This window comes from Labilibacter marinus (assembly GCF_001659685.2).
Taxonomy (GTDB): domain Bacteria; phylum Bacteroidota; class Bacteroidia; order Bacteroidales; family Marinilabiliaceae; genus Saccharicrinis; species Saccharicrinis marinus.
Map to the genome: position 1 here is coordinate 78,878 of NZ_LXYE02000038.1, position 22,698 is coordinate 101,575.

The 22,698-nt window shown below is 35.7% G+C and carries 14 protein-coding genes; 6 read left to right on the forward strand and 8 right to left on the reverse strand.

Annotated features, from left to right (window positions below):
• Window positions 1-81 precede the first annotated feature (81 nt).
• The 6 genes from A8L32_RS15955 to ald all read right to left on the reverse strand — a co-directional run bounded on the left by A8L32_RS15955 (window position 82) and on the right by ald (window position 10,426).
• On the reverse strand, window positions 82-2,979 hold the full coding sequence (locus A8L32_RS15955) for a hypothetical protein (RefSeq protein WP_066631829.1): 2,898 nt from the start codon (window positions 2,977-2,979) through the stop codon (window positions 82-84).
• Window positions 2,980-3,002: 23 nt separating this feature from the next.
• Entirely contained in the window at window positions 3,003-4,142 is a 1,140-nt protein-coding gene (locus A8L32_RS15960; RefSeq protein ID WP_066631830.1) for a T9SS type A sorting domain-containing protein, read from the reverse strand.
• 205 nt (window positions 4,143-4,347) lie between these two features.
• A complete protein-coding gene (locus A8L32_RS15965; protein ID WP_066631836.1) occupies window positions 4,348-4,707 on the reverse strand; it encodes a hypothetical protein in 360 nt (119 codons plus the stop codon).
• Window positions 4,708-4,822: 115 nt separating this feature from the next.
• Window positions 4,823-5,512, reverse strand: a complete 690-nt coding sequence (locus tag A8L32_RS15970; RefSeq protein WP_066631838.1) for a Dph6-related ATP pyrophosphatase — start codon at window positions 5,510-5,512, stop codon at window positions 4,823-4,825.
• Between the two features lie 86 nt (window positions 5,513-5,598).
• Complete coding sequence (locus tag A8L32_RS15975; protein WP_066631842.1) at window positions 5,599-8,940, reverse strand: ligand-binding sensor domain-containing protein; 3,342 nt, start codon at window positions 8,938-8,940, stop codon at window positions 5,599-5,601.
• A gap of 373 nt (window positions 8,941-9,313) precedes the next feature.
• A complete protein-coding gene (ald, locus tag A8L32_RS15980; RefSeq protein ID WP_066631844.1) occupies window positions 9,314-10,426 on the reverse strand; it encodes an alanine dehydrogenase in 1,113 nt (370 codons plus the stop codon).
• 225 nt (window positions 10,427-10,651) lie between these two features.
• Here ald and A8L32_RS15985 point away from each other — a divergent pair, with 225 nt between their 5' ends.
• Complete coding sequence (locus A8L32_RS15985) at window positions 10,652-11,857, forward strand: hypothetical protein (protein WP_066631846.1); 1,206 nt, start codon at window positions 10,652-10,654, stop codon at window positions 11,855-11,857.
• 3 nt (window positions 11,858-11,860) lie between these two features.
• Here the strand turns inward: A8L32_RS15985 and A8L32_RS15990 are convergent, their stop codons facing one another.
• Window positions 11,861-12,559 carry a hypothetical protein gene (locus A8L32_RS15990; RefSeq protein WP_066631848.1) on the reverse strand — a complete coding sequence of 233 codons (699 nt, stop codon included), beginning with the start codon at window positions 12,557-12,559 and terminating at the stop codon, window positions 11,861-11,863.
• A gap of 144 nt (window positions 12,560-12,703) precedes the next feature.
• On the opposite strand from A8L32_RS15990, the gene A8L32_RS15995 reads away from it, so the two are divergent.
• Window positions 12,704-14,098 (forward strand): glycoside hydrolase family 1 protein, encoded by a 1,395-nt coding sequence (locus tag A8L32_RS15995; RefSeq protein ID WP_066631854.1) that lies wholly within the window; start codon window positions 12,704-12,706, stop codon window positions 14,096-14,098.
• Here A8L32_RS15995 and A8L32_RS16000 read toward each other — a convergent pair.
• Complete coding sequence (locus A8L32_RS16000; RefSeq protein ID WP_066631856.1) at window positions 14,075-15,088, reverse strand: LacI family DNA-binding transcriptional regulator; 1,014 nt, start codon at window positions 15,086-15,088, stop codon at window positions 14,075-14,077. The two genes, A8L32_RS15995 and A8L32_RS16000, sit on opposite strands and share 24 nt — an antisense overlap.
• Before the next feature lie 175 nt (window positions 15,089-15,263).
• Here A8L32_RS16000 and A8L32_RS16005 point away from each other — a divergent pair, with 175 nt between their 5' ends.
• The 4 genes from A8L32_RS16005 (at window position 15,264) to A8L32_RS16020 (ending at window position 22,692) form a co-directional block, all read left to right on the forward strand.
• Window positions 15,264-16,907, forward strand: a complete 1,644-nt coding sequence (locus A8L32_RS16005; RefSeq protein WP_066631857.1) for a sodium:solute symporter family protein — start codon at window positions 15,264-15,266, stop codon at window positions 16,905-16,907.
• 47 nt (window positions 16,908-16,954) lie between these two features.
• Window positions 16,955-19,234 (forward strand): FAD-dependent oxidoreductase, encoded by a 2,280-nt coding sequence (locus A8L32_RS16010; RefSeq protein WP_066631858.1) that lies wholly within the window; start codon window positions 16,955-16,957, stop codon window positions 19,232-19,234.
• Between the two features lie 117 nt (window positions 19,235-19,351).
• Window positions 19,352-21,064 (forward strand): glycoside hydrolase family 2 protein, encoded by a 1,713-nt coding sequence (locus A8L32_RS16015; RefSeq protein WP_066631859.1) that lies wholly within the window; start codon window positions 19,352-19,354, stop codon window positions 21,062-21,064.
• The gene (locus A8L32_RS16020; protein ID WP_066631860.1) at window positions 21,064-22,692 is read left to right on the forward strand and encodes a sulfatase family protein; all 1,629 of its coding nucleotides are present in this window, start codon (window positions 21,064-21,066) and stop codon (window positions 22,690-22,692) included. Before A8L32_RS16015 ends, A8L32_RS16020 begins: the two co-directional genes overlap by 1 nt.
• The last annotated feature ends 6 nt before the right edge of the window (window positions 22,693-22,698 follow it).

Sequence of the window (22,698 nt, forward strand, 5' to 3'; positions counted from 1 at the left end):
TAGCAATTGTTGGAACATACAAGCATAAAAAAAGGAACTCCTAATGAAAGAAGTTCCTTTTTACATCATTATAGATTTATCTTACAATTCTTCTTGTAATTCAATCTCGATAAATCGGAATAGTCCGCAAGGCACCTCTACTTTAACATTTGATTTATTGCTAATATCATAGTTAGTTTTATCTAAAATGTCATTCATTTTAACTGGTGTAACAGAGTTAAAAGTAATTATAGCTTCTCTGTCGTTTGGGTTTAAATACCCACCATCTATAACCGTTAATCGAAGTTTTTTAGGACCAGTTTGGGCTACCACCCAAGCAACGTCACCTTCTACCGTTAAGGGTAAATTATTAGATAATTGTTTTATATCATTGGCAATAACATCACTATACTCGTTTGCATTAAAGGTTTGTGTACCATCTGCCGAGTAATAAAAACGCCCATCGGTGATGTATTCCCTCATAATATCCTTGTATATAGGATGTAAATGATCCGTTAATTTACCACGACTAACACCTGCGCGCGCATATACACCATCTTGAGGAGGTGTAATGAGCACTAAACCACTGGGGTATGAAGGCAGGTAGTTTTGACGTCTATCTTTTACTCCTCCTGCGTAATTAGAAAAATCCCACTCATTAACTTTAGCGGCAGGCCAAGTTCCATTCTGACGACTAAAAACAAAAGGGTTATTATTCTCAAATTCTTCATCATAAAAAACTGACCATTTTACATTACTCGATTCTGTCATATAATGCTCGTCAGGATCTTTCATCGAAAGGTGAACCGGAGAATAACTTACAATTTCATTTGATTCAGGAACATAAAGCGCACCCTTGGCAATTAAATCCCAAAGAATGCTCATATAGTCCTGATCTACACTAAAGTTGTTAATATATGTGGCTCCACAAGCCATGTGATAAACTATATGACGCAGAAAGTGACTTGGCAAACGTTGGTGCGAAAATTGTCTTGAACGGTCAAAACTTGGGTTATCAGGCACTGCTCTAGTTCCCCAATCCGTAAAGGCACCCGAAGCCCATACTCCGGAACGAGCAGCAATACTAATATCCATGGCCTTATCGGTAGTTTCTTCCATAGCTGGCACAAATACATTTGCATAATCGCCATCCATTACTTTTTCCCACATTGGCAAATAGATATTGCCTTGCCAAAAATTGTGTTTAGTACGCACAAATATGTTGGCGTTTTTATCTTTAGCATAGTTGGCCAATGGATAAAACAAATCTTCCATCACCCAAGCAAAATCATCACTATGGTCCTCCAATTCTGGGTAAATCAATACAGTTTTCTTGCCGTCTGCATAATCTAATACCTGTTTGGTAGTTTCTATGTGGAACATGTATGGATCGTTACCATGACCACCCCAATAGGCTATTCCAGGCTCGTTATTGTACCATGGTTGTAAGAGGTCGAGGCATTGCTGGCGAGAATATACGTATTGCCTTCTTCCATCACGTTTATTTTTATATTTTTCATTCGCCATTGCAGAGCGATCCCAGTCTTCGGCTTTATTGGTATGCGACCCACCTAAAAATATAGGACTTTGGTAGTTTGATCGTATATTATCGGCCACAGCTTTAGCGATTCCATCATCCGTATTTTCTGTCATTAAATACACTTTACGAGGATTTCGTTCATCTGCAGGTTTTGAGTAACCTTCCAAGGCCACACGATAAGCCTCATGGTTATCTTTCATTTTTTGTAGCTTACCTGTGGGTGATATTGCTTTAAAAGACTTTTTCCAATCGGCATGTTGCGTATCTAAAATATGTATGTTGCTTCCCCCGCTCTGAACACTGGCTAAAATTATCTTGTTGCCATCTTTCCACATATCGTTAAAAGCATAATTACATGCTATTTTTTCTTCACCTGAACTTAAGTCAGTATTGATTAGTACAATATGATTTCCAACTCTTACTAGGTACTTATCCTCGCTTCCATCTTTAATTAATTCCGGTTGAGCCACAGTATACCCAAAGCCAAGTCCAGTAATTTCATATTTCAGCCAATCGTCTTTGGTTGTTCCCGTAGCTAAATCTAAACGTGATATGCTAGCACTTTTTTGATGACTTGAAACTCCTAATAAAATTTCGGCAGTACCATCATTATTGTAATCAGAAACTCGAAACTCACCAATTGGTGAAGTGGCATCCACCTTTGTGACTTGATAAGGTTCGTCTGCCAACACTTCGAATAAGTATATAGAGCCCTTGGCTTGCATATGATTGTCGCTGGCATGCATGGCTAAAACTTGCGTTCCATCAGCCTTTGTTATCGGACGAAGGAAATTAGCATAGTGCAGGTAATCATATTTTTTATCTATACCCCACGTTTTTTCTTCACTATAAGTGGATGAAGCAATCGTTTTTACCAGTGCTCCTTGCGCTGATAAGTAATACATATTTAAATCTAAACCGCCACAAACCACATATGGAGTATTGCCTTTTTTTACCACACATGTTGCATACATGGGCACCTCACTATCCTGAAACTTCCATAAAGTTTTTCCTTGCGCATCAATAGCAATTATACAACCATCAGCTGTGGCAACAATAATTTCATCGGTATTATCACCGGTTATATCGGCACACCAAATATCATGTACCATATAACCTGTCAGATTATTCTTCCACAACACATTTCCACCATAAGAAACGCCCATTAATACACCTTCGTAACTACTGGCTACTATGTAATTATTGTCATTCTCTTTAGCTACACGAACCTTTTGTATGGTATGTCCAGTTTCAATGCTTACAAGACCTTTGTCCTGTAGCACTGAATTTTCGTTAACCAAATAATTTAAACTCTTTGAACCTTTGGCCGCCTCATTACTTGAAATGCTCCAATTCGCATTGGTGTTCCACTTAGCTTCATCTTCAAAGTCGTAACTGACTTGAGCATTTGTAATTGAAAAAGTTAGAAATACGAATAATAGAAAATTATAATATCGCATAATATGATGTTTTGTATGATTGACTAATTAATTTTTATTTTTTCCACAACACGCTGATTGCCTACCTTCAACTGCAACAAGTAAATTCCGCTTGGTAAATCGGATACATAAATGGTAAAATGACTGGATGGGTTGGAAGATGATTTCATTACTTTTCCAAGCATATTACAAAGAATATATGTACAAGGCTCAGGAGTTTTTATTTGAAGAATTTCTGAACTTGGGTTAGGAAATACTTCATAGCTAAATATTGGAGTATTACCTAAAGCTACATCACTTGACACAAACTCAAATTTGAAGTCATCGATGTAAATAGAACCTTTACCTCCTCCATAAGCTGGGTTATTATTCACTTGAATAATAAATTCTGATTGTTCTACTTTTTTAGGTATGATAAGTTGTTGTGTTAATTCAACCCACTCATCTTTAGCAAGCGATTCCATATCCCAATCCAAGGCCAACCAAGGCTCATTGATAAAGGTGTAGAATTTAGAAATACTTGTACCATCTTCTATAAACACTTTGGTTTTAACATCATAGGTTCCTGGTTCCAAATCTATTAATCCACCTGCTTTGGAGTTAACATTGGATGTGTACGGCAGTTCTTCAATTTCTGCAGGAGCATCATCCCAAATGGCTATTTCATCAATATAAAATGTTCCTTTTCCACCATAGGTTTGATCCATGGTTATTATACTAGCAGAGCCATTAATGGCTTGAGAAAATGATACTTCTTGGGTAAGCATCACCCATTTTTCTCGTTCAACACCTTCAATATCCCATTTAATATTTGTCCATACAGGATCTTTTATTATCGTGTTAAAGGCGGTTAGTTCAGTACCATTGACAATCCAAACTTTTAATGTCATGGTATATGTGCCTGCATCTAGCACTATGGGATATTCTACTAAATTACTACCATGTGCTTTTTTCGAACCATCGGTAATTATCGTTTCATTGGAGTATTTTAAACTATAGGAACCATGCGAGGCTATTTCATCGGATAATTGCCAATATTCATCGTGCTGCAACCACCAACCATTTCCACCTGATTCAAAACCGAATAAATACGGGGCAAGTATGTTGACTTTATCTCCTTCAGCTTTTCCCAAATGAAATATGCTTAAAAATAGCACATAGAATAAATAGTGTTGTATTTTCATGTGTAATTAATTGTAAGATTTCAATTCCATAAAAAAATGGTTTTCTTAATTGAGGTTAAGAAAAATATTTATACAAATAAAGCATTAAGCTATTCAAAGAATTGTCCTCGTAATTTATCCTTTGTGCTTTAGCGTAAATATCTATTTATGGAGTTTGAAGAAAGAAAAAAGCCCCTATTTCAGTTGAAATAAGGGCTTCATATTTTTATGAAATACTTTGTTTTTTGCTTTTTTTATGTGCGGACCAAAGCTTCATTTGTTCCTTGGTAGATAAGGCTTTTAACTTAGTATGAAACGTGGTTTGAATTTCTTTTTTAGCAGCTTTGTAGTCATCAGATCCTTTTTCGTATTTTTTATTTACTGCTTGTGCTTCTAAAGCACTTTCCTTTTTATACTCAAGAACTTTCGCTTTTTGGGCATCATCTAAACCCATTACCGTTGCAATCTCTTCTACTTGAGTTTCAATTTTCTCAAGGTGCTTTTTACCAATCGCCTGAGCGCTAATGTTCGTTACACCAGCTACAATCATCAATAACATTATAAACCCTATAAATCTTTTCATCATTCAACTTTAATTAGTGACTACAAAAATCTTTGATACAAAGCTATAGTACTACATGTATATACTTGTACTTGGGAGTTTATTCAATGTGTTTATAGAGTAAACGTTATTTCTTTCATTACGAAATTTCGATTGGCGATGATCTTTTTACTGAGGAGTCTATATTTCGAATACGTAAGTAATTAAAGGTATCCTCTTCAAACATTTCTGCCTCCATAATTATTAAATCATATTTAAAATATGGAGCAGATAATACCATTGTGTGATATTCACCATTTTCGCCACAAGCGTCAATCTTACCTTCGTTTTCCATTTGCAACAACTCCGCTACAAAAGCAGGATTTAACATGCGACCGGTTATGGTTTCTTCAAAATACTTTTTGTAAGATAATGAGCAAACCACTTTAAATTGATCTTCATCAATACGTTTCATTAAGCTTTTGCGCTCTAATTCCCATAAAGGCATATCTACATCTATAATGCCCGAAGCACACTCCGTTATCCAATTAGGATGTCCGTCTACCGTTGATATATCACCCGTGATCAATACCTCTATATTGGATTTTTTAATTTGGTGCATCGCAGCGACATAACCCTCTTTAAAAGGTTCTTTCACCTCAATTAATTCATGAGGCAAGCCAATACTATAGGCTTGCGCTTTCATTACCTCAATGGAATGAGCAAAAAATTCTTCGTGATTCTCAGGTACAAAGGTAATTAGTTTTACAATGTTATATTTTCCAATGGAATCCATTAAGGCAAAAGCACAATCTTTGCCCCCGGTCCATAATACTGCGGCTTTCTTCATCTAAATCTTTTTTATTAACCGCAATATAAGCCTTTAAAACGGAAGCATAACATCTAATTATAATCTTAAGTTGTTTTACTTATAAGCTATTCATCATCTACGGATAAAGCGTTAATGGCACTATCTAATTTTTCTGCTAATTGATTCGTACTATTGATGTATGTTGTTATTTGTTGAATCGCGGAATTAATATTATTCGTTTCGTACGATTGCGTTTGACTCGATTCTCTAATTTTAGCAATAAAACCAATTACATTTCCAATCACAGTTTGTAGTTCCACTATTTTAGTATTCGCCTCATGCGACTGCAATAAACCAGCCTCACTCAAACCTTTTATTTTATCTGCTACCTCCTGCGAATTATCTGCTAGCTTTTTAATTTCACCCGCTACTACCGCAAAGGTTCGCCCATGTTCTCCTGCTTTTGCTGCCTCAATGGTGGCATTTAATGATAATAGGTTCGTAGTTCGTGCAAAATCCGAAATAAAACTAATTTCTTTAGTAATATTTTCCATGGAATCCACGGTCTGCGAAACAATCTTCACACTCAACTCGGCATCCTCTTCGATGCTCTTTGAATCCTGATGCATTGTTAGGGCATTGTTGGCATCTTCTTTAATATTGGCAGTCATCTGCTCTACCGAAGATGAAATTTCTTCAATGGTAGAAGCTTGGCTATTTGTCGCATTTAATAATTCCTCAGAGGCCTTACCTAACTCATTTTTTACATCCTGCATTATTTTGGCTATTTTATCTTTAGCCTCCTCTAGTTTAGCATTTCTACTTTCTACTTGGGCAGTAGCCTGATCTACTTTTTCCTTTAGTAGTTTCTGATCTTCTTTCAGTTTTTGAGTACGCCATTTAAAAAGAAAATATAAACCTACAATTACTGATAGAATGCAAAAAACTATAAAAAAAGTTGTTTTCCAGAATGGAGGTTTAACTGTTATCATCAAACTTGTTACTTCACCCCAAACTCCATCGCCATTGGCAGCTTTTACTTTAAAAGTGTACTCTCCACCACGTAAATCAGTATAAGTCACAAATCGTTTTTCCGAAGTAGTACTTATCCATTCATCATCTAATGGTTCTAATTTATATTGAAATTTATTTTTTTCAGGGTTCGCATAATGGTCACTACTTAGCTCAAGTTCTATTACTCTTTCTTTATAGCTAATTTCCATTTCACTTAGTAAGCTGATTGATTGCGGAAGAACCACGTTTTTATGATATTCCTGTCCAATAATGCCAGGTTTGTTATTTATCTTTATATTCACAATTTTAGCCTTAGGCTGATAAGGATTATCCTTAATACTATCTGGATAGAAATAGTTGAAGCCATTTACTCCACCCAGTAATATTTGACCATTTTTACGCTTGATTCCTGATAAATCGAAAAAATCATTATCCTGCAGACCATCTGCTTTTGTGTAATTTCTGAATTTCTCAGTTTTTGGATTAAATTTAGATAGTCCAAATGCCGTTGTTATCCACAAATTTCCATTATCATCTTCTAAAATACATTTTACAATATTACTAGAAAGTCCATTCTCTTCTGTATACGCTTTAAATCGATCTGGTTCTCCGTTAACTCCTGGTACAAATTTATTTAAACCACCTCCGTATGTACCTATCCATAAAACTCCATTTTGAGTTTCGAATAAACAAATTGCATAATCATTACTTATCGAGTTCGAATCTTTTTCATTGGTGTAAAAAGTCTCAAACTTTAAATCAATGTCATCTTTATTATAATTTTTAATACGTGCCAAGCCTTTTGCTGTAGCTACCCATAGCGTATTGTCTGAACTGTGCACCACATCGCGAACCGTATTGTTGGGTATGGAATAATCATCATTAGCATCAAACATGAACACCTGGCTTGAATCAATGTGGCCATCCTCTGTTAATTTTACCCTAGCTACTCCACCATTAAAATGAGTATACCATAAGTCATTATTTTTATCTGCATAGTTCTGAATGCAAATTCCCTTTCCAATGGTTTCTTTGTCATCTTCTAGAAAGTGATATTTTTTACCTCTATTTAATTTTGGATCTAAATAAACAATCTTCTTTTTCCAAGTAAAAAAGTATAACGAGTTAAATTTATTAGTAGAAACCACACCAATACTATAGTTAGGTCCAGGAGGGCGTTTTCCAGAAAATACTTCATCCGTTTTGCTGATAAAATTATTATATAAACCATTATCATCAGTTTTCGGAAGCACTACCAAACCAGCCCCTTGCTCTCCAATCCAAAGGTTATCTTCTCCATCTTCAACAATTTTCCGAACACCTTTAAAAGGAAGATGACCCGGTTGGTTACTAACCTTTATATGTCCAAACTGTTTTTGATCTGCATCGTATTTATTAATACCGCCTCCTGACAATGCAAGCCATACAATATTATTTTTATCTACATAAATTCTTCGCACCGTATTAGAACTAATGCCATCCGCATTATATAAGTCGTATGAAGAATGTGTTTTAAGGTCTGTACGCTTTAATTCGGTATTAATCGTTGCAGTATAAACCCCTCTACTCCCTGTTCCTAACCACATGGTTTCATTTTTATCAATTACCAATGAACTCACATCGTATAGCCAGAACTTTTTATTACTAACACTATTATAACAATCGTATTTTTCTATCGAATATTTATTTTTGGCTTCGTAAAATACCTTATTTACCATTCCATTCGCAAAAAACCATAAATCATCATGGTCATCCTTAAATATATTTGAAGTACCCGAGGTTTCAATAAGTTCAACCTTATATTTCCCATTCGCATTGAACGAAACTACTGCCATATATTCTTTTCCAATCACCCATATTTTACCTGTTTTATCTTCCTTAATATCAGTAGCGGTTAATGGATTATTGGTTTCATTATTATTGATAGGCTGAAAATTTAATGTTGAATCTTTATAAAACTCTTCTAATGAAGCCATATAAACCTCTTCATCTTTTGTAATGGACCATATTCTTTTTTTTGAATCAATAAATACCTTGCTTGAACTATTAGCTTTAGAATCCTGCTGAATTTTAGATAGGTTTTTAAATCGCTCCGTATGTATATCATAAAATTCTATACCCGAATTAATAGAAGAAAACCAAATATTATTATTGTAATCTTGAGCAAAACTACCCACTACATTGGTTGATATAGCATGCGGATTCTTTTTGTCCGTGACATATTTACGCAGGTTGTAACCATCATATCGATCTGTTCCACCATTAGAGCCAATCCACAAAAAACCTTGATTATCTTGCTTTATGAATAAGGATTGATTACTAGATAAACCATGGTCAGTATTTAATTTTTCAAACTTAAGGGCAGGTAGTTCTTGTGCTAGTACATTTGTGTTAATACCAATGCTTGCAATAAGAACAATACATAGAATAATTATAAACTGGTAGATTTTCATAAAGCCAAATTTAGTCCTTCGGACATAATTATGATAAAATAAAACAACTAAATAGAGGGGGTAAATCTCATTACGTGGCAGTTAAAGATAAGTTACAAAGACAATAGATGATTACCCTATTGAATTCAAATCATTAAAATAACGCTCAATGTACTAGTTTTCTTTCTTTACTAGAATGACTTTTACCTGTATATCCTCAAAGGTTTGAAAATAGTATTAACATATAATTTGAGAATCAAATGTAAGTGTTACTATAACCAAATTACTTCAATATGATCCATTTTACACAGATATACTCCCATAGCTAAATCGTATCCATAAAAAAAGGCGCCCTTCATAGGACGCCTTCAATATCATAATTCTAAAAGTTTACTTACAATACTTTTTCTACAGGAACATAAGGTAAATCGAAAGCTTCAGATACGCCTTTATAAACAACATCTCCTTTAACGATATTTAAACCTAATTTCAATGCAGAATTCTCTTTACATGCTGTTTCCCATCCTTTATTAGCTAATTGAATAGCATAAGGCAAAGTGGCATTAGTTAATGCCATAGTAGAAGTAAATGGTACTGCACCTGGCATATTTGCTACGGTATAATGAATCACATCATCAATAATATATGTTGGATCTTGGTGTGTTGTTGGTTTGGAGGTTTCAAAACAACCACCTTGATCAATAGCAACATCTACCAATACTGTACCTTGTTGTAACGTAGGTAACATTTCCCGTGTAATTAATTTAGGTGCTTTAGCTCCAGGTATTAAAACCGCTCCAATGATTAAATCCATTTTTTGAATTTCCTCACGCATTCTCATTTCATTAGGAACTAATGTTTTCACGTTAGCAGGCATAATGTCATCTAACTGTCGCAAACGATCAATATTTAAGTCCATCATGGTAACATCTGCACCTAAACCTGCCGCCATTTTAGCCGCCTGCGTACCTACAACACCACCTCCAATAACCAATACTTTAGCTGGGTTAACTCCAGGAACTCCTCCTAGTAAAACACCACGTCCGTTATATGTTCGTTCTAGGTATTTAGCACCTTCTTGCGTTGCCATTCTTCCTGCTACTTCCGACATAGGAATTAATAAAGGAAGCTTTCTATCTGGTGTTTCAACTGTTTCGTATGCTAAACAAATTGCCTTTTGCTCAATCATAGCATTAGTTAAAGGCTCACATGATGCAAAGTGGAAATAAGTAAATAACAGTTGATTCTCTTTAATCAATTTGTACTCGGGCTCAATAGGTTCTTTTACCTTTACAATCATTTCAGCGATTGCATAAACCTCTTCAATAGTGGCTAAAACTTTAGCTCCTGCATTCTCATAATCTTCATCATAAAAATCCGTACCTAGTCCAGCTGTAGATTGAACATATACAGTATGACCAGCTTTGGTCATTTCTAAGACTCCCGCAGGAGTCATCCCTACCCTGTTTTCAGCAGGCTTAATTTCTTTAGGAACACCTATAATCATGGCTCAAAAGTTAAAATATTACTAATCGTTTTCTCATGTTTTGTACTTTCAAAATAACAGATTAGTTTGTTTTTGCACTATGAATATTATCAGGCAAAAAGCCTGTTTTTAGTCATATTAAATGCTGCCAGAAAAGATAAAATAGGTGTAGTCACTCATTCGCACCAAAGGCTTTTCAATAAAGGATAATACCTTATCTTTGTGCCCTAGTTTATTTAATGATTCATGAGCGATATATATTACTTTAATCCTACTGGCGAAATGGCAATAGCTAATGGTTTTGCCAGTTATATGCCACCCAAAGCCTTGCGACAGTTTGAGTGCGATTTAGCGTTGATGCCATCCTATTTTGCGCAAGAAGGCGATGTTGTTCTAGTTCAGGATAAACCCAACGAATCCTTTTTAAATATTTGGCAAAATATTGGATTACCAATATGTAATTATATAACTCTTAAAGAAGCAGAGCAACAAAAGAATATAAACTTTATCAGACCTTGGAGTTGGAGTCCTGCCTGTCATCATCAATTAAAGAATTTAAAAGCTAATAGCAGCTCACATTTCAAATCTAGCCCTAACTATTCATGGCAAGAGGATGATAAGATGTTTTTTAGTAGAGCATCCTGCAATAAAGTACAAACTTACCTCCAGCACAACTGCAAACATTCGGAGGTACGAATTCAAAAAGCAGCAATAAATGTATATAGCATTGATAAAGTAGAGCAATGGATAGAGCGAAATGGTAAAGCTGTTATTAAAATGCCATGGAGCTCAAGTGGAAGAGGTGTACATACGGTAGATACGGAGAACAACAGACCTTTGAATAAGGAATGGCTTAGAGGAGCCATTAACGCTCAGAGTTTTGTAACTGTAGAGCCTTTGCTTCAAAAAGCAAAGGACTTTTCGTATCAACTTAAGTTGGATAGAAATGGAGAAATTATTTTTTTAGGAATCTCACATTTCACCAACGATAATAAAGGGCATTTTACTGGAGGAATAATCCATTGGCCACATCAAACAAATGCTATCAGCGAGTTTTTTAATGAGGATTTAATTCAATCATCTGCCCAGTTATTAATTGAAGCCATTAAAAGTTTACAGCCTCATTTGAAATACGAAGGCTATTTAGGTGTTGACGGAATAGTTTATGTTGATGAACTGGGGCAATTAAAAATTCATCCATGTTTGGATATCAATTGGAGATATAACATGGGCAATGTAAATATTCAACTGCCTCGTTTTATACACTCGAATAGTAAGGGAGTATGGAAAGTGGTCTCCGTTAAAAAAGGGTTATGGAATGATTTTACGGAAGCTGAAAGCAAAAAAAAGCCACTCATTATAAGTGGCTCTAAAATTATTTCTGGTTTTATTCCGCTAACACCGCCTTCTTCTCATGCACAATTTGGTGCATATATAGAGGTGTTTCAGTAAGCTTTATCGCTTAGCATGAAATTCATAGCCTTCTCCTTCAAATACTTTTTTAAAGTCTCTTGACCTAAAACGGTATGACACGGATACATAAAATACTTGTGTCTTTTTATAATTACTTTGGTCTACCACTCCTCTTTTATAATCATGATTTAAAAAATCATCTAAATAATATTTAAACTGAATATTGGCTCGGTGTGGAAGTTGAACACCCACAAAAACAGAAGGTATAAAGCGTTTTGTTCTATCACTAAACCACTGAGAAGTTTTGTATTTCTGACCATCTTGCCAAAACTTTTCTTTGTAGTGGAATAATAATTCATACTCTGCTCCTCCGTATATGTATGCACCTTTATCAAAGGCCCCTAATTTAACGGCCAAAGGCAATCCTAGATTATACGAACGATGCACATGTTTTTCTAAATTATATTCACTATCATTAGTGATAAAACCCACGTTACGCAAAGCTAAGCCAGTGTATAATCCAATATTATTGGTAAAATCAAAATTTACATATTGTGCAGCATGGTACCATGCAGTAAAACGCATAGGAGAATTTACTTTAATATCCTCATTTCCGACATTCATTTCAACATCAGCAAATGAAAATATCATTTCCCAGCTAGTTTCCGTATACACATCGGTTTGTGCTTTTACTACAAATGGTGCTATAACCAATACAAAAGCTACAATTAATTTTCTCATGATTTTATGTTTTAGGTATTAATTTATGCACAAAATTATAAAAACATTAGTATTTATCTTCCCATATTATCTAAACAGTAACATTTATCTAATGTTTAATTTATAAGAGCATTGTAATCTTGTGTTTATTTCATAATACCACCTATGCTTAAAAAGAATCAATTTGGGAGTGATTTTGTTTGGGGAACTACAATTAGTTCCTTCCAAAATGAAGGTTGGCCAAAGGCTGAAGGGAAAGGGGCCTCCATTTGGGATAGGTTTACTTCTAATTACAACAACATTAAAAATAGCGACAAAATAGAGAATGCATCCAACTTTTATAAGGACTTTGAAAGAGATATTCAGATAGCCTCGGAATTAAACTTACGAGTATTTCGTTTTTCACTTTCGTGGACACGCATATTTCCTCAAGGCATGGGTGATGTAAACCTTGAAGGTGTATATTTTTACCATCGAGTGATTGACTGCTGTTTAAAGCATGGTTTGCAACCCTGGGTTACTTTGTACCATTGGGATTTACCTCAAAAACTAGAGGATTTAGGAGGCTGGACGTCACGGTCTATTGTACATTGGTTTTCAAAATATACAGATTTTTGCACCAAAGAATATGGCCATAAGGTAAAACATTGGTTGGTATTAAATGAGCCTATGAGCTTTGTAGGTTTAGGATATTTTATGGGTTATCATGCACCCGGAAAAACAGGCTTAAGTAATTTTTTAAAGGCTGCCCATCATGCATGCCTATGCAATGCCGAAGGAGGCAGAATAGTAAGAAGAAATGTAGAAGGTGCACAAGTAGGTACAGCCTTTAGTTGTTCTGTTATTAAGCCTATTAACAAATGGTTTATGAATCGTAGAGCCGCCAGTCGTATGGAAGCACTACTTAATCGTTTTTTTATAGAACCATCCTTGGGCTTAGGTTACCCAACGGATATAATGCCTGGTTTAAATATGATACAACGTTACTTTAACGAGGGTGATGAAGAGCGTTTAAAGTTTGATTTTGATTTTATAGGTATCCAGTACTATTTTAGGGTGGTTACAAAGTTTAGCCTATTTCCACCCGTATTATTTGCCACCGAAATTGAAGCTAAAAAAAGAAATGCTAAAGTAAATACCATGGGATTAGAAGTTTATCCCAAAGGCATGTATAAAATCTTGAACTTTTACCATCAATATAAGGGCATCAAAAAAATTATTGTAAGCGAAAGTGGTGTTTGTTACCCAGACCATGTAAGCAACGGAAAAGTATACGATATAAAACGCACCCAATATCATCGAAAAATATTGAAGCAAATATTAAGAGCTCAGAAGAAAGGTATTCCAGTTAAAGGCTATTTAATATGGACTTTAATAGATAATTTTGAATGGAAAGAAGGTTTTGAACCTCGTTTTGGTTTAGTATATAACAATTTTAAAACACAAGAACGAATCATCAAGTATTCAGGTTTGTGGTTTCAATCCTTTTTAAAAAGCAAAAAGAATTCTATTAAAAAATTAGAAAGCCAACAGGAATTAAGCACCAACGTTCACGGATGATTCTCTAATATTGAGTTTTCCATTTAAAACGATGGTTTGCGGAACAAATTTACCTGTGTTTTGTATTTGCTCTATTAGCAATTCGGCAGCTGTACGTCCCATTTCATAAGTGGGCTGTTTTACTGAGGTTAAAGGCGGATACACATTTTCAGCCAATCTTGATTCCGAAAAACCAACAATAGCTGTATCTTCTGGTATTCTAATGCCATTATTTTTCAGCGTCTTCATAAAACCAATAGCACTGAGGTCACTGGCAGAAAAAATAGCCTTGGGCAATTCATCGTTATCAATCATCTTTTGAGCCATTCCCTCCCCGTCCTTCATGGTAAAACCACAGGTTACCTTTTTACCTGGCGCTATTTTGTATTTTTTATGTGCATCATCAAAACCTTTGATACGCTCTTTTGTAAGTAGCAATTCTTCCGGACCAGTAATATGTACTATGTTTCTGTGCCCCTGAACAATTAAATGCTCTGTAGCAAAAAACGCCCATTTATAATCATCAAACAATACTCTGGAAACGTTCAAGCCTTCTAACACACGATTAAAAAATACCAAAGGCATTCCTCTATTTATCAGCTTTGCATAATACTCATTGTCTGTAACTTCTGATGTAAGTGAAATAAGAATGCCATCTACCATATTATCGACAAGAGTCTCTACATTCTTATATTCTATGTCCTTCGATTCATTGGATTGCATAATAAGCACCTGATAACCCTTTTCATGAAGCACATCCTGAGCACCAATAATTACTTCTGGAAAAAAGCTATTGACAAACTCAGGCACCACTATCCCAATATTTAATGAGCGCTGCTTAATTAACTTTCGGGCGATTGGATTGGGACGATAACCCATTTCCTCTGCCGTTTTCAGTATTAAACTACGCGTTTCGGGACGAATATCATATTTGTCATTAAAAGCCCTAGAAACGGTAGATACCGAGCAATTTAATTTAGAAGCTACATCTTTTATAGTTACGTGTTTCATTGCAATCCTTTTATTAACTTTAAGAAATCGATTCAACAATGATACTAATTTCGGAAACAAAAACAATTTTCGGAAACGTTTCCGAAAATAAAAACGCTTTCGGAAACGTTTCCGAAAGTCATTTTCACAAACTGATTGACTTAAGCATTAGTTTTGGTTTCATAAAATATATTCAATGGGTTCAATAGACATTACAGTAATTTTAGTTTTTACAGCGCTAGTTTTTATTAGTGGCGTGAGTTTTTCTCGTTCTGGAAAAAACATGAAGTCATTCTTTGCAGCAGGTGGAGCATTACCTTGGTGGATGAGTGGACTTTCCTTATTTATGAGTTTCTTCTCTGCAGGAACATTTGTGGTTTGGGGCTCAATCGCCTATCAAAGTGGCTGGGTAGCCATTGCTATTCAATGGACCATGTGTATCGCAGGATTAATTATCGGTTTTTTCATTGCTCCTAAATGGCAAAAAACAAGAGCATTAACTGCAGCAGAATTCATCACCGATAGGCTCGGTTTAAAAACGCAAAAGATTTACACCTATCTATTTCTATTTATATCGGTGTTTACCACAGGTGCATTTCTATATCCTGTAGCTAAAATAGTTGAAGTATCTACAGGTATTCCTATTTATGCCAGCATTATATTTTTAGGTGTTTTAATTTTAATATATACAGCTGTTGGTGGCTTATGGGCAGTGATTGTTACCGATGTTTTACAGTTTGTAGTTTTAACAGCAGCCGTACTTATTGTTGTTCCATTATCTTTCGATAAAATCGGAGGCATTAATAATTTCATTCAACAAGCACCCGATAATTTTTTCAATTTTGTAAATGATGAATACTCCCCCATGTTCCTGGTGGCATTTGGTTTGTATAATCTCTTTTTTATCGCAGGAAACTGGGCCTACGTACAGCGTTACACAAGTGTAGCAACGCCTAAAGATGCCAAAAAAGTAGGTTGGTTATTCGGAGGTTTATACACTATAAGTCCATTAATTTGGATGTTACCTCCAATGATTTACAGAGTATTAAATCCTGACTTAACAGGTTTAGCAGATGAAGGCGCTTATTTATTAATGTGTAAAGAAGTACTTCCTGTTGGAATGTTAGGTTTAATGTTGGGAGGAATGATATTTGCCACTTCAAGCTCGGTTAATACAACTTTAAATATTTCTGCTGGCGTTTTGGCGAATGATGTATATAAACATTTCAAACCCGAAACAAGCGATCAGCAATTGGTGAAAGTTGGAAAGCTTTCTACGGTTATTTTAGGTGTGATTACCATATTGGTTGCCTTACTGGTTCCAATGTTAGGTGGAATTGTAGAAGTAGTCATGAGTTTAGCCGCCTTAACAGGAGGAGCTATGTTCTTACCTCCTATATGGTCTTTATTTTCAAAACGTCAAAATGGTCAAACAGCTTTAACAGTTACCATCATTACATTACTCATTAATGGTTTCTTTAAATTTTTAGCTCCATCATTTTTGGACATCACTTTAAGCCGCACGGCAGAAATGATGCTTGGCGTTGGTCTTCCTGTTGTATTAATGGTGATTTACGAAATCATATTAATTGCTAAAGCACAAGAAACTACGCAATACAACCAATACATTGAGACTATAGCCAATAAAGTAAAAGATGAGACGGATGAAACCAGTGGAAACAAAAAAGGCGGACGTGTTATCGGTATTGGAGTAGCTTCCACAGGAGCGTTAATATTAATTCTATCCTTTTTAGCCGATAACGGCGCCCTTTTAGTAGGCGGTATGGGAACTGTAGTATTGGCTTTGGGTGCTATCATCATATATAGAAATAAGGAGTAGTTACTAATGAAAAATGAGTGATTGCTCATATCAGAAAAAGTAAAACAATGATTCAAGAAGATTTTTCAAGCGTAAAGCGTAATAATAAAGTAGAGCAACTACAAGCAGACTTTGTAGTAGTTGGAGGTGGATTGTCAGGTGTTTGTGCAGCTATTACAGCAGCTCGTAAAGGAACCAAGACTATTCTTATTCAAGATAGACCTGTGTTAGGGGGAAATGCATCATCTGAAGTCCGTTTATGGGCTTTAGGCGCCACTTCTCATATGGGTAATAATAACCGTTGGAGTCGCGAAGGTGGAGTGATTGATGAAATCATGGTAGAAAACATGTATCGCAACAAAGGAGGTAATCCTATCATATTTGATACAGTTTTATTAGAAAAGGTAGTAGAGGAAAAGAATATTACTTTGCTATTAAATACAGGTGTATCCAAGGTTGAAAAAGCCAATGATAGAAACCTAAAGAGTGTAGTGGCCTTCAATAGCCAAAACTCTACTGAATACGTTATCTCAGCACCATTGTTTTGTGATGCTTCCGGAGATGGTATTGTTGCTTTTCAGGCCGGTGCAAGTTTTCGTATTGGTGCCGAATCTAAAGAGGAGTTTGGAGAATTATTTGCTCCAGAAGAGTCTTATGGTCAGTTATTAGGGCACTCCATGTTTTTTTACAGTAAACCATCGGATAAACCCGTAAAATATGTAGCTCCCTCCTATGCTTTAAAGGATATTAGTAAAATACCTCGTCATAAAATTATCCGTAAAGACCAAACAGGTTGTAACTTTTGGTGGTTCGAATATGGTGGACGTTTAGATACGATTCATGATACCGAGGAAATCAAGTGGGAATTATCGAAAGTAATTTACGGTGTTTGGGATTACATCAAAAACTCAGGTGAATTTGAAGGGGTTGAAAACCTAGATTTAGAATGGGTTGGAAATATTCCAGGAAAACGTGAAAGCCGCCGTTTTGAAGGTTTATATATGATGAAGCAGCAAGATGTGCTTGGTCAGGCTAAGTTTGATGATGCGATTGCTTTTGGCGGTTGGGCCTTGGATTTACACCCTGCAGATGGTGTATATAGCGAGTTATCGAGCTGCACTCAATGGCATTCTAAAGGCGTGTACGATATACCTTACCGTAGTTTTGTAAGTAAAGATATTGATAACTTATTTTTAGCTGGTAGAATTATTAGTGCATCACACGTGGCTTTTGGTTCTACCCGTGTAATGATTACTTGTGGTTTTGGTGCACAGGCCGTAGGAATGGCTGCCTCTATTTGTAAAGAGGATAAATTACTTCCTGCGCAGATACTTGAAAATGGCAAGATTAAGAAACTACAAAACGAACTGAATAAAGCTGGGCAAAGTATCCTAGATGTGCCTATTGAAGCTTGTTCAAATACAATTAATGAAGCTAACCTAACAGCATCGTCAACATTAAAGCTTTCTGAGATTCCTGCCAATGGCGACTGGTTAAATCTTTCTGTTTCTGCAGCTCAAGTTCTACCGTTTAAAGCAGGTAAAAAACATGCATTTAAGGTTGCCATTAATGCCAAAGAAGATACTCAACTAGAAGTCCAATTACGAAGATCTGACAGAGCATCGAATTATACTCCTGAGCTTATTCTAGAATCAAAATATATTGAAATAAGCAAAGGAGAGCAAAGTGTTGAATTTAGTTTTGACACAACGGTTACCGAGGATTTATATGCCTTTGTGACGTTTATGAAAAATGATTTAGTCAGCATTCGAGAAAGCCAAGAATTAATAACGGGTGTGATGACTGTTTTTAATGGGGTGAACGAAAAGGTTTCCAACGATGGAAGTCAAAGACCACCTGAAGGAATAGGCGTAGATGCATTTGAGTTTTGGATTCCAAATCGTCGTCCAGAAGGTAAAAATATAGCTATGGAGATAAGTCCAGCCATTGAAGCTTTTGAGGTTAGTAACATAGGTAACGGACTTATTCGCCCATGGCTTGGTGCCAATGCATGGGTAGCCGATTTAAGTGATAAAACACCTTCATTAAAGGTAGAGTGGGAAGCTGAAAAGGAAATTTCAGAAATAACGCTATTCTTTGATACAGATTATGACCATGCCATGGAAACTGTTCAATTTGGACACCCTGAGGATGTCATACCTTTCTGTGTGCAGAATTACAAAATTACTAGTTTAGAGGGAGATGTAATTAAGGAGGTAGAAGGAAATTATCAAACCATCAATAAAATTAAGCTAGATTCTTCTGTTAATACTAAAGGTTTAATTATTGAAGTCGAACATCCATCAAAAAATGTTCCCGCTTCTGTTTTTGAGTTGCTTGTTGAATAATCTTTGCATACAAAACTTAAAATAAACCCATCGGGGTTAAATATTAATCCGACGCAAAGTTCGCTATTAGCAAATGAACTTTGCGTCGGAAACTTATCTAATTAATAGATATATACTATGAAATTCATCTACATATTAATCGTTGCATTAGGAATTGGATTTATTGGAAATGCCCAAACTCAACAGACTTCTTTAAATGGAGCATGGGACTTCTTTGCTTCCAATAATAAAACGGAGTACGAAGTATTAGCCAATTACAACATCGAATGGGACAAAATAACAGTTCCAGGAAACTGGGATACGCAAGATGCCTATGCTGAGTATATTGGTAAAGGCTATTATCAAAAAGAATTCAAAGTTTCTTCTTCCTGGAAAGGAAAACAAATACGCATTAAGTTTGGTGCCGTTTATCAAACATCAAAGGTTTGGGTTAATGGAAAACAACTCGGAGTTCACTTCGGTGGTTATACTCCTTTTGAGTATAATATTACCGACGTGATTAATTTCGGCAAACCTAATACAGTGTTGGTAATGGCCGATAATTCATATAAAAGAGGAGCTTGGTGGGCCTGGGGAGGTATTAGTCGCGATGTTACATTAACAGCAAATGATGATGTTCATTTGATTTACCAACATATTAGTGCAATTCCAGATTTTAACTCAAATAAGGTTCGATTTGTATTAAAATATAAAGTTGAAAACAATGCTTGCAATACCTACAAAGCAAAAATATCTTCAATCATAAATGGACATGGTTTTGAGAAGGAATTATCTTCAAAAATTTCCATCACAGGAAAATCAATACAAACCAAAGAAATTACATTTGAAGAGGACTTGTCTCATTTTCAATTATGGGATTTTAATCATCCCCACCTTTATGCACTTACTAGTGAGTTAAAAGCAAAAGGTCATATGGACAGTAAGACTGACAAATTTGGAATTCGAAAATTAGAAGTGCGCGGAGAGCAAATGTTTTTAAATAATGCGCCGGTCAGAATGAATGGCTTAAATCGCGTGCACGACCATCCCAAATATGGAAATACAGAGCCTGACCAATTGGTTAAGCAAGATATGTTGGACATAAAATCGTTGGGTTGCAATTTTGCACGTTTAATGCATGCTCCTCTATCTGAAAATTTACTTGAGTTTTGTGATAGCATTGGCTTTTTACTAATTGAAGAAATTCCTGTTTGGGGTAATGACGACCCACAATCGTTCCCAGATAATCCACTTACTAAAAAATGGTTGAAGGATATGATAGAGCGCGACTTTAACCATCCAAGTGTTGTTGGTTGGAGTGTGGGTAACGAATTAAGAGACTCGGTTCCGAATTGGGGTAAAAAACTATTGACAGCTCGTCAGCACGACTATGTGGCTAGTATGCTAGATTATATTGATGAGTTAGATACTACCCGCTTAAAAACTTTTGTGAGTTTAACAGCCTACAGTGAAGGTGCAAACCCATCTAACGAACCGGTAGATAAAGTCGATTTCATTTGCATTAACTCCTATGGTAATTCTGCAAAAGCAGTTCGTGATACACACAAAAAATTCCCAGGAATACCTATCTTTTTATCAGAGGTGGGTCGTAGCCAAATAGGTCCTGCGCCTGATGCTAAGTTTAAGGAGGATTTGGTAACCTATATGAGGGAAATGAAAGATTATCCTTACTTGATAGGTATTTCTTACTGGTGTTATAACGATTATCGCAGCAACTACAAAGGAACGCCTGAATCAGGTTTTAGAGAATGGGGAGTTGTGGATGAAAACAGAAAGCCCAAAGCGGCCTACCAGCAATTGAAAGAAATCTACGAAAACTGGAATAAATAATGACTCGAATCTCTTACCAAATAAGAACAAGTGGCATATTTTTGCTTTTGATATTATTGGTATTTTCTGCTTGTAAAAAAAAGGAAACACCGCCCAATATTCTATATATCATGTCCGATGACCACACAACACAAGCCATCGGAATTTATGGAAGTCGTTTAGCGCCTTTAAACCCAACGCCCAATATCGACGCTTTGGCAAAAGACGGAATCATCTTTAATAATGTTTTTTGCAACAACGCCATATGTACGCCAAGTCGAGCAAGCATTTTAACGGGACAATATCCGCAAACCAATGGAGTGCTCGACTTGCATCAATATCTACCTAAAGAAAAGCAATATCTACCACAAGAAATGAAAAAGCTGGGGTATGAAACCGCAGTAATTGGTAAATGGCATTTAAAAGAAGCACCTGAAAGTTTTGATTATTATGAGGTTCTTCCCTTACAAGGTAAATATCATAACCCCGATTTAATTTCAAGAGATGGTAAAAACTCAATGGAGCTAAACTTTGGTAGATATGGTAAAAAGGAAGTGCTCGTTGATAGTTACCAAGGGCATTCATCTGATATAATTACGGATAGATCCATTAATTGGCTAAAAAACAAACGTGATAAATCCAAGCCCTTTATGTTGATGCATCACTTTAAGGCTCCTCACGATTTATTTGAATTTGCCGATAGATATAAAGATTATCTGGAAGACACATACATTCCTGAACCAGCTAGTTTATATCAAATGGGTAATCATGGTTCGGAAGCTACGCGTGGTAAAAACGATAGTTTAATCCACGATATTGGTTCTTCCATTGGCATGCGAAATACCATTCGTGGCATGGGACGAGCGCTAAAAATGGAATTAGACCCAAATAATCCAGATTACAAACACAAGGTTTATCAAGAGTATTTAAAAAGATATTTACGCTGTGTAAAAGGCGTGGATGATAATATACAGCGTTTGTTAGATTATCTAAAATCAGAAAACCTGTTGGAGAACACCATTATTGTTTACACGGCCGACCAGGGTTTCTTTTTGGGCGAGCACGATTATCAGGATAAACGTTGGATGTATGAAGAAGCTATGCGCATGCCATTTATTGTGCATTACCCTAAAGGTTTTAAGTCTGGTATTAAAACCGATGCTTTGATAAACAATACTGACTTTACTCCTACTTTGATTGAATTAGCGGGTGGAACGGTACCTGATTACATGCAAGGGCATAGTTTTAAATCCTTGCTTAAAACAGGCCATGAACCTGAAAATTGGAGACAATCTACCTATTATCGTTATTGGATGCATATGGGAAGTCGTCATGGTAATCCCGCTCACTTTGGTATTAGAACAAAGGATTATAAACTGATTTTTTATTATGGAAGATATTATAAAACGAAGGATAAGATAAAACAAGACGGTTGGGGACGTTATGATTTTGATACGCCTGTTGCCTGGGAGTTTTATGATTTAAAACGCGACCCTAAAGAAATGCAGAATGAGTATAACAATCCGAACTATTCAAGTATTGTGGACAAACTGAAGGTTGAATTGGCCAATAAAAGAACAGAACTGAACGAAGAAGACAATCATTATCCGCATATTCAAGAAGTAATTAATAACCATTGGAACGACTAAAATTTA

Bases quoted from the DNA above. Each gene is read 5' to 3' on its own strand.
- A8L32_RS15960 (WP_066631830.1), bottom strand. From the start codon at position 4,142: ATGAAAATACAACACTATTTATTCTATGTGCTATTTTTAAGCATATTT.
- A8L32_RS16000 (WP_066631856.1), bottom strand. From the start codon at position 15,088: ATGAAACACGTAACTATAAAAGATGTAGCTTCTAAATTAAATTGCTCG.
- A8L32_RS15955 (WP_066631829.1), bottom strand. From the start codon at position 2,979: ATGCGATATTATAATTTTCTATTATTCGTATTTCTAACTTTTTCAATT.
- A8L32_RS15970 (WP_066631838.1), bottom strand. From the start codon at position 5,512: ATGAAGAAAGCCGCAGTATTATGGACCGGGGGCAAAGATTGTGCTTTT.
- A8L32_RS15990 (WP_066631848.1), bottom strand. From the start codon at position 12,559: ATGAGAAAATTAATTGTAGCTTTTGTATTGGTTATAGCACCATTTGTA.
- A8L32_RS16020 (WP_066631860.1), top strand. From the start codon at position 21,064: ATGACTCGAATCTCTTACCAAATAAGAACAAGTGGCATATTTTTGCTT.
- A8L32_RS16015 (WP_066631859.1), top strand. From the start codon at position 19,352: ATGAAATTCATCTACATATTAATCGTTGCATTAGGAATTGGATTTATT.
- A8L32_RS16005 (WP_066631857.1), top strand. From the start codon at position 15,264: ATGGGTTCAATAGACATTACAGTAATTTTAGTTTTTACAGCGCTAGTT.
- A8L32_RS15975 (WP_066631842.1), bottom strand. From the start codon at position 8,940: ATGAAAATCTACCAGTTTATAATTATTCTATGTATTGTTCTTATTGCA.
- A8L32_RS15985 (WP_066631846.1), top strand. From the start codon at position 10,652: ATGAGCGATATATATTACTTTAATCCTACTGGCGAAATGGCAATAGCT.
- A8L32_RS15995 (WP_066631854.1), top strand. From the start codon at position 12,704: ATGCTTAAAAAGAATCAATTTGGGAGTGATTTTGTTTGGGGAACTACA.
- ald (WP_066631844.1), bottom strand. From the start codon at position 10,426: ATGATTATAGGTGTTCCTAAAGAAATTAAGCCTGCTGAAAACAGGGTA.
- A8L32_RS15965 (WP_066631836.1), bottom strand. From the start codon at position 4,707: ATGATGAAAAGATTTATAGGGTTTATAATGTTATTGATGATTGTAGCT.
- A8L32_RS16010 (WP_066631858.1), top strand. From the start codon at position 16,955: ATGATTCAAGAAGATTTTTCAAGCGTAAAGCGTAATAATAAAGTAGAG.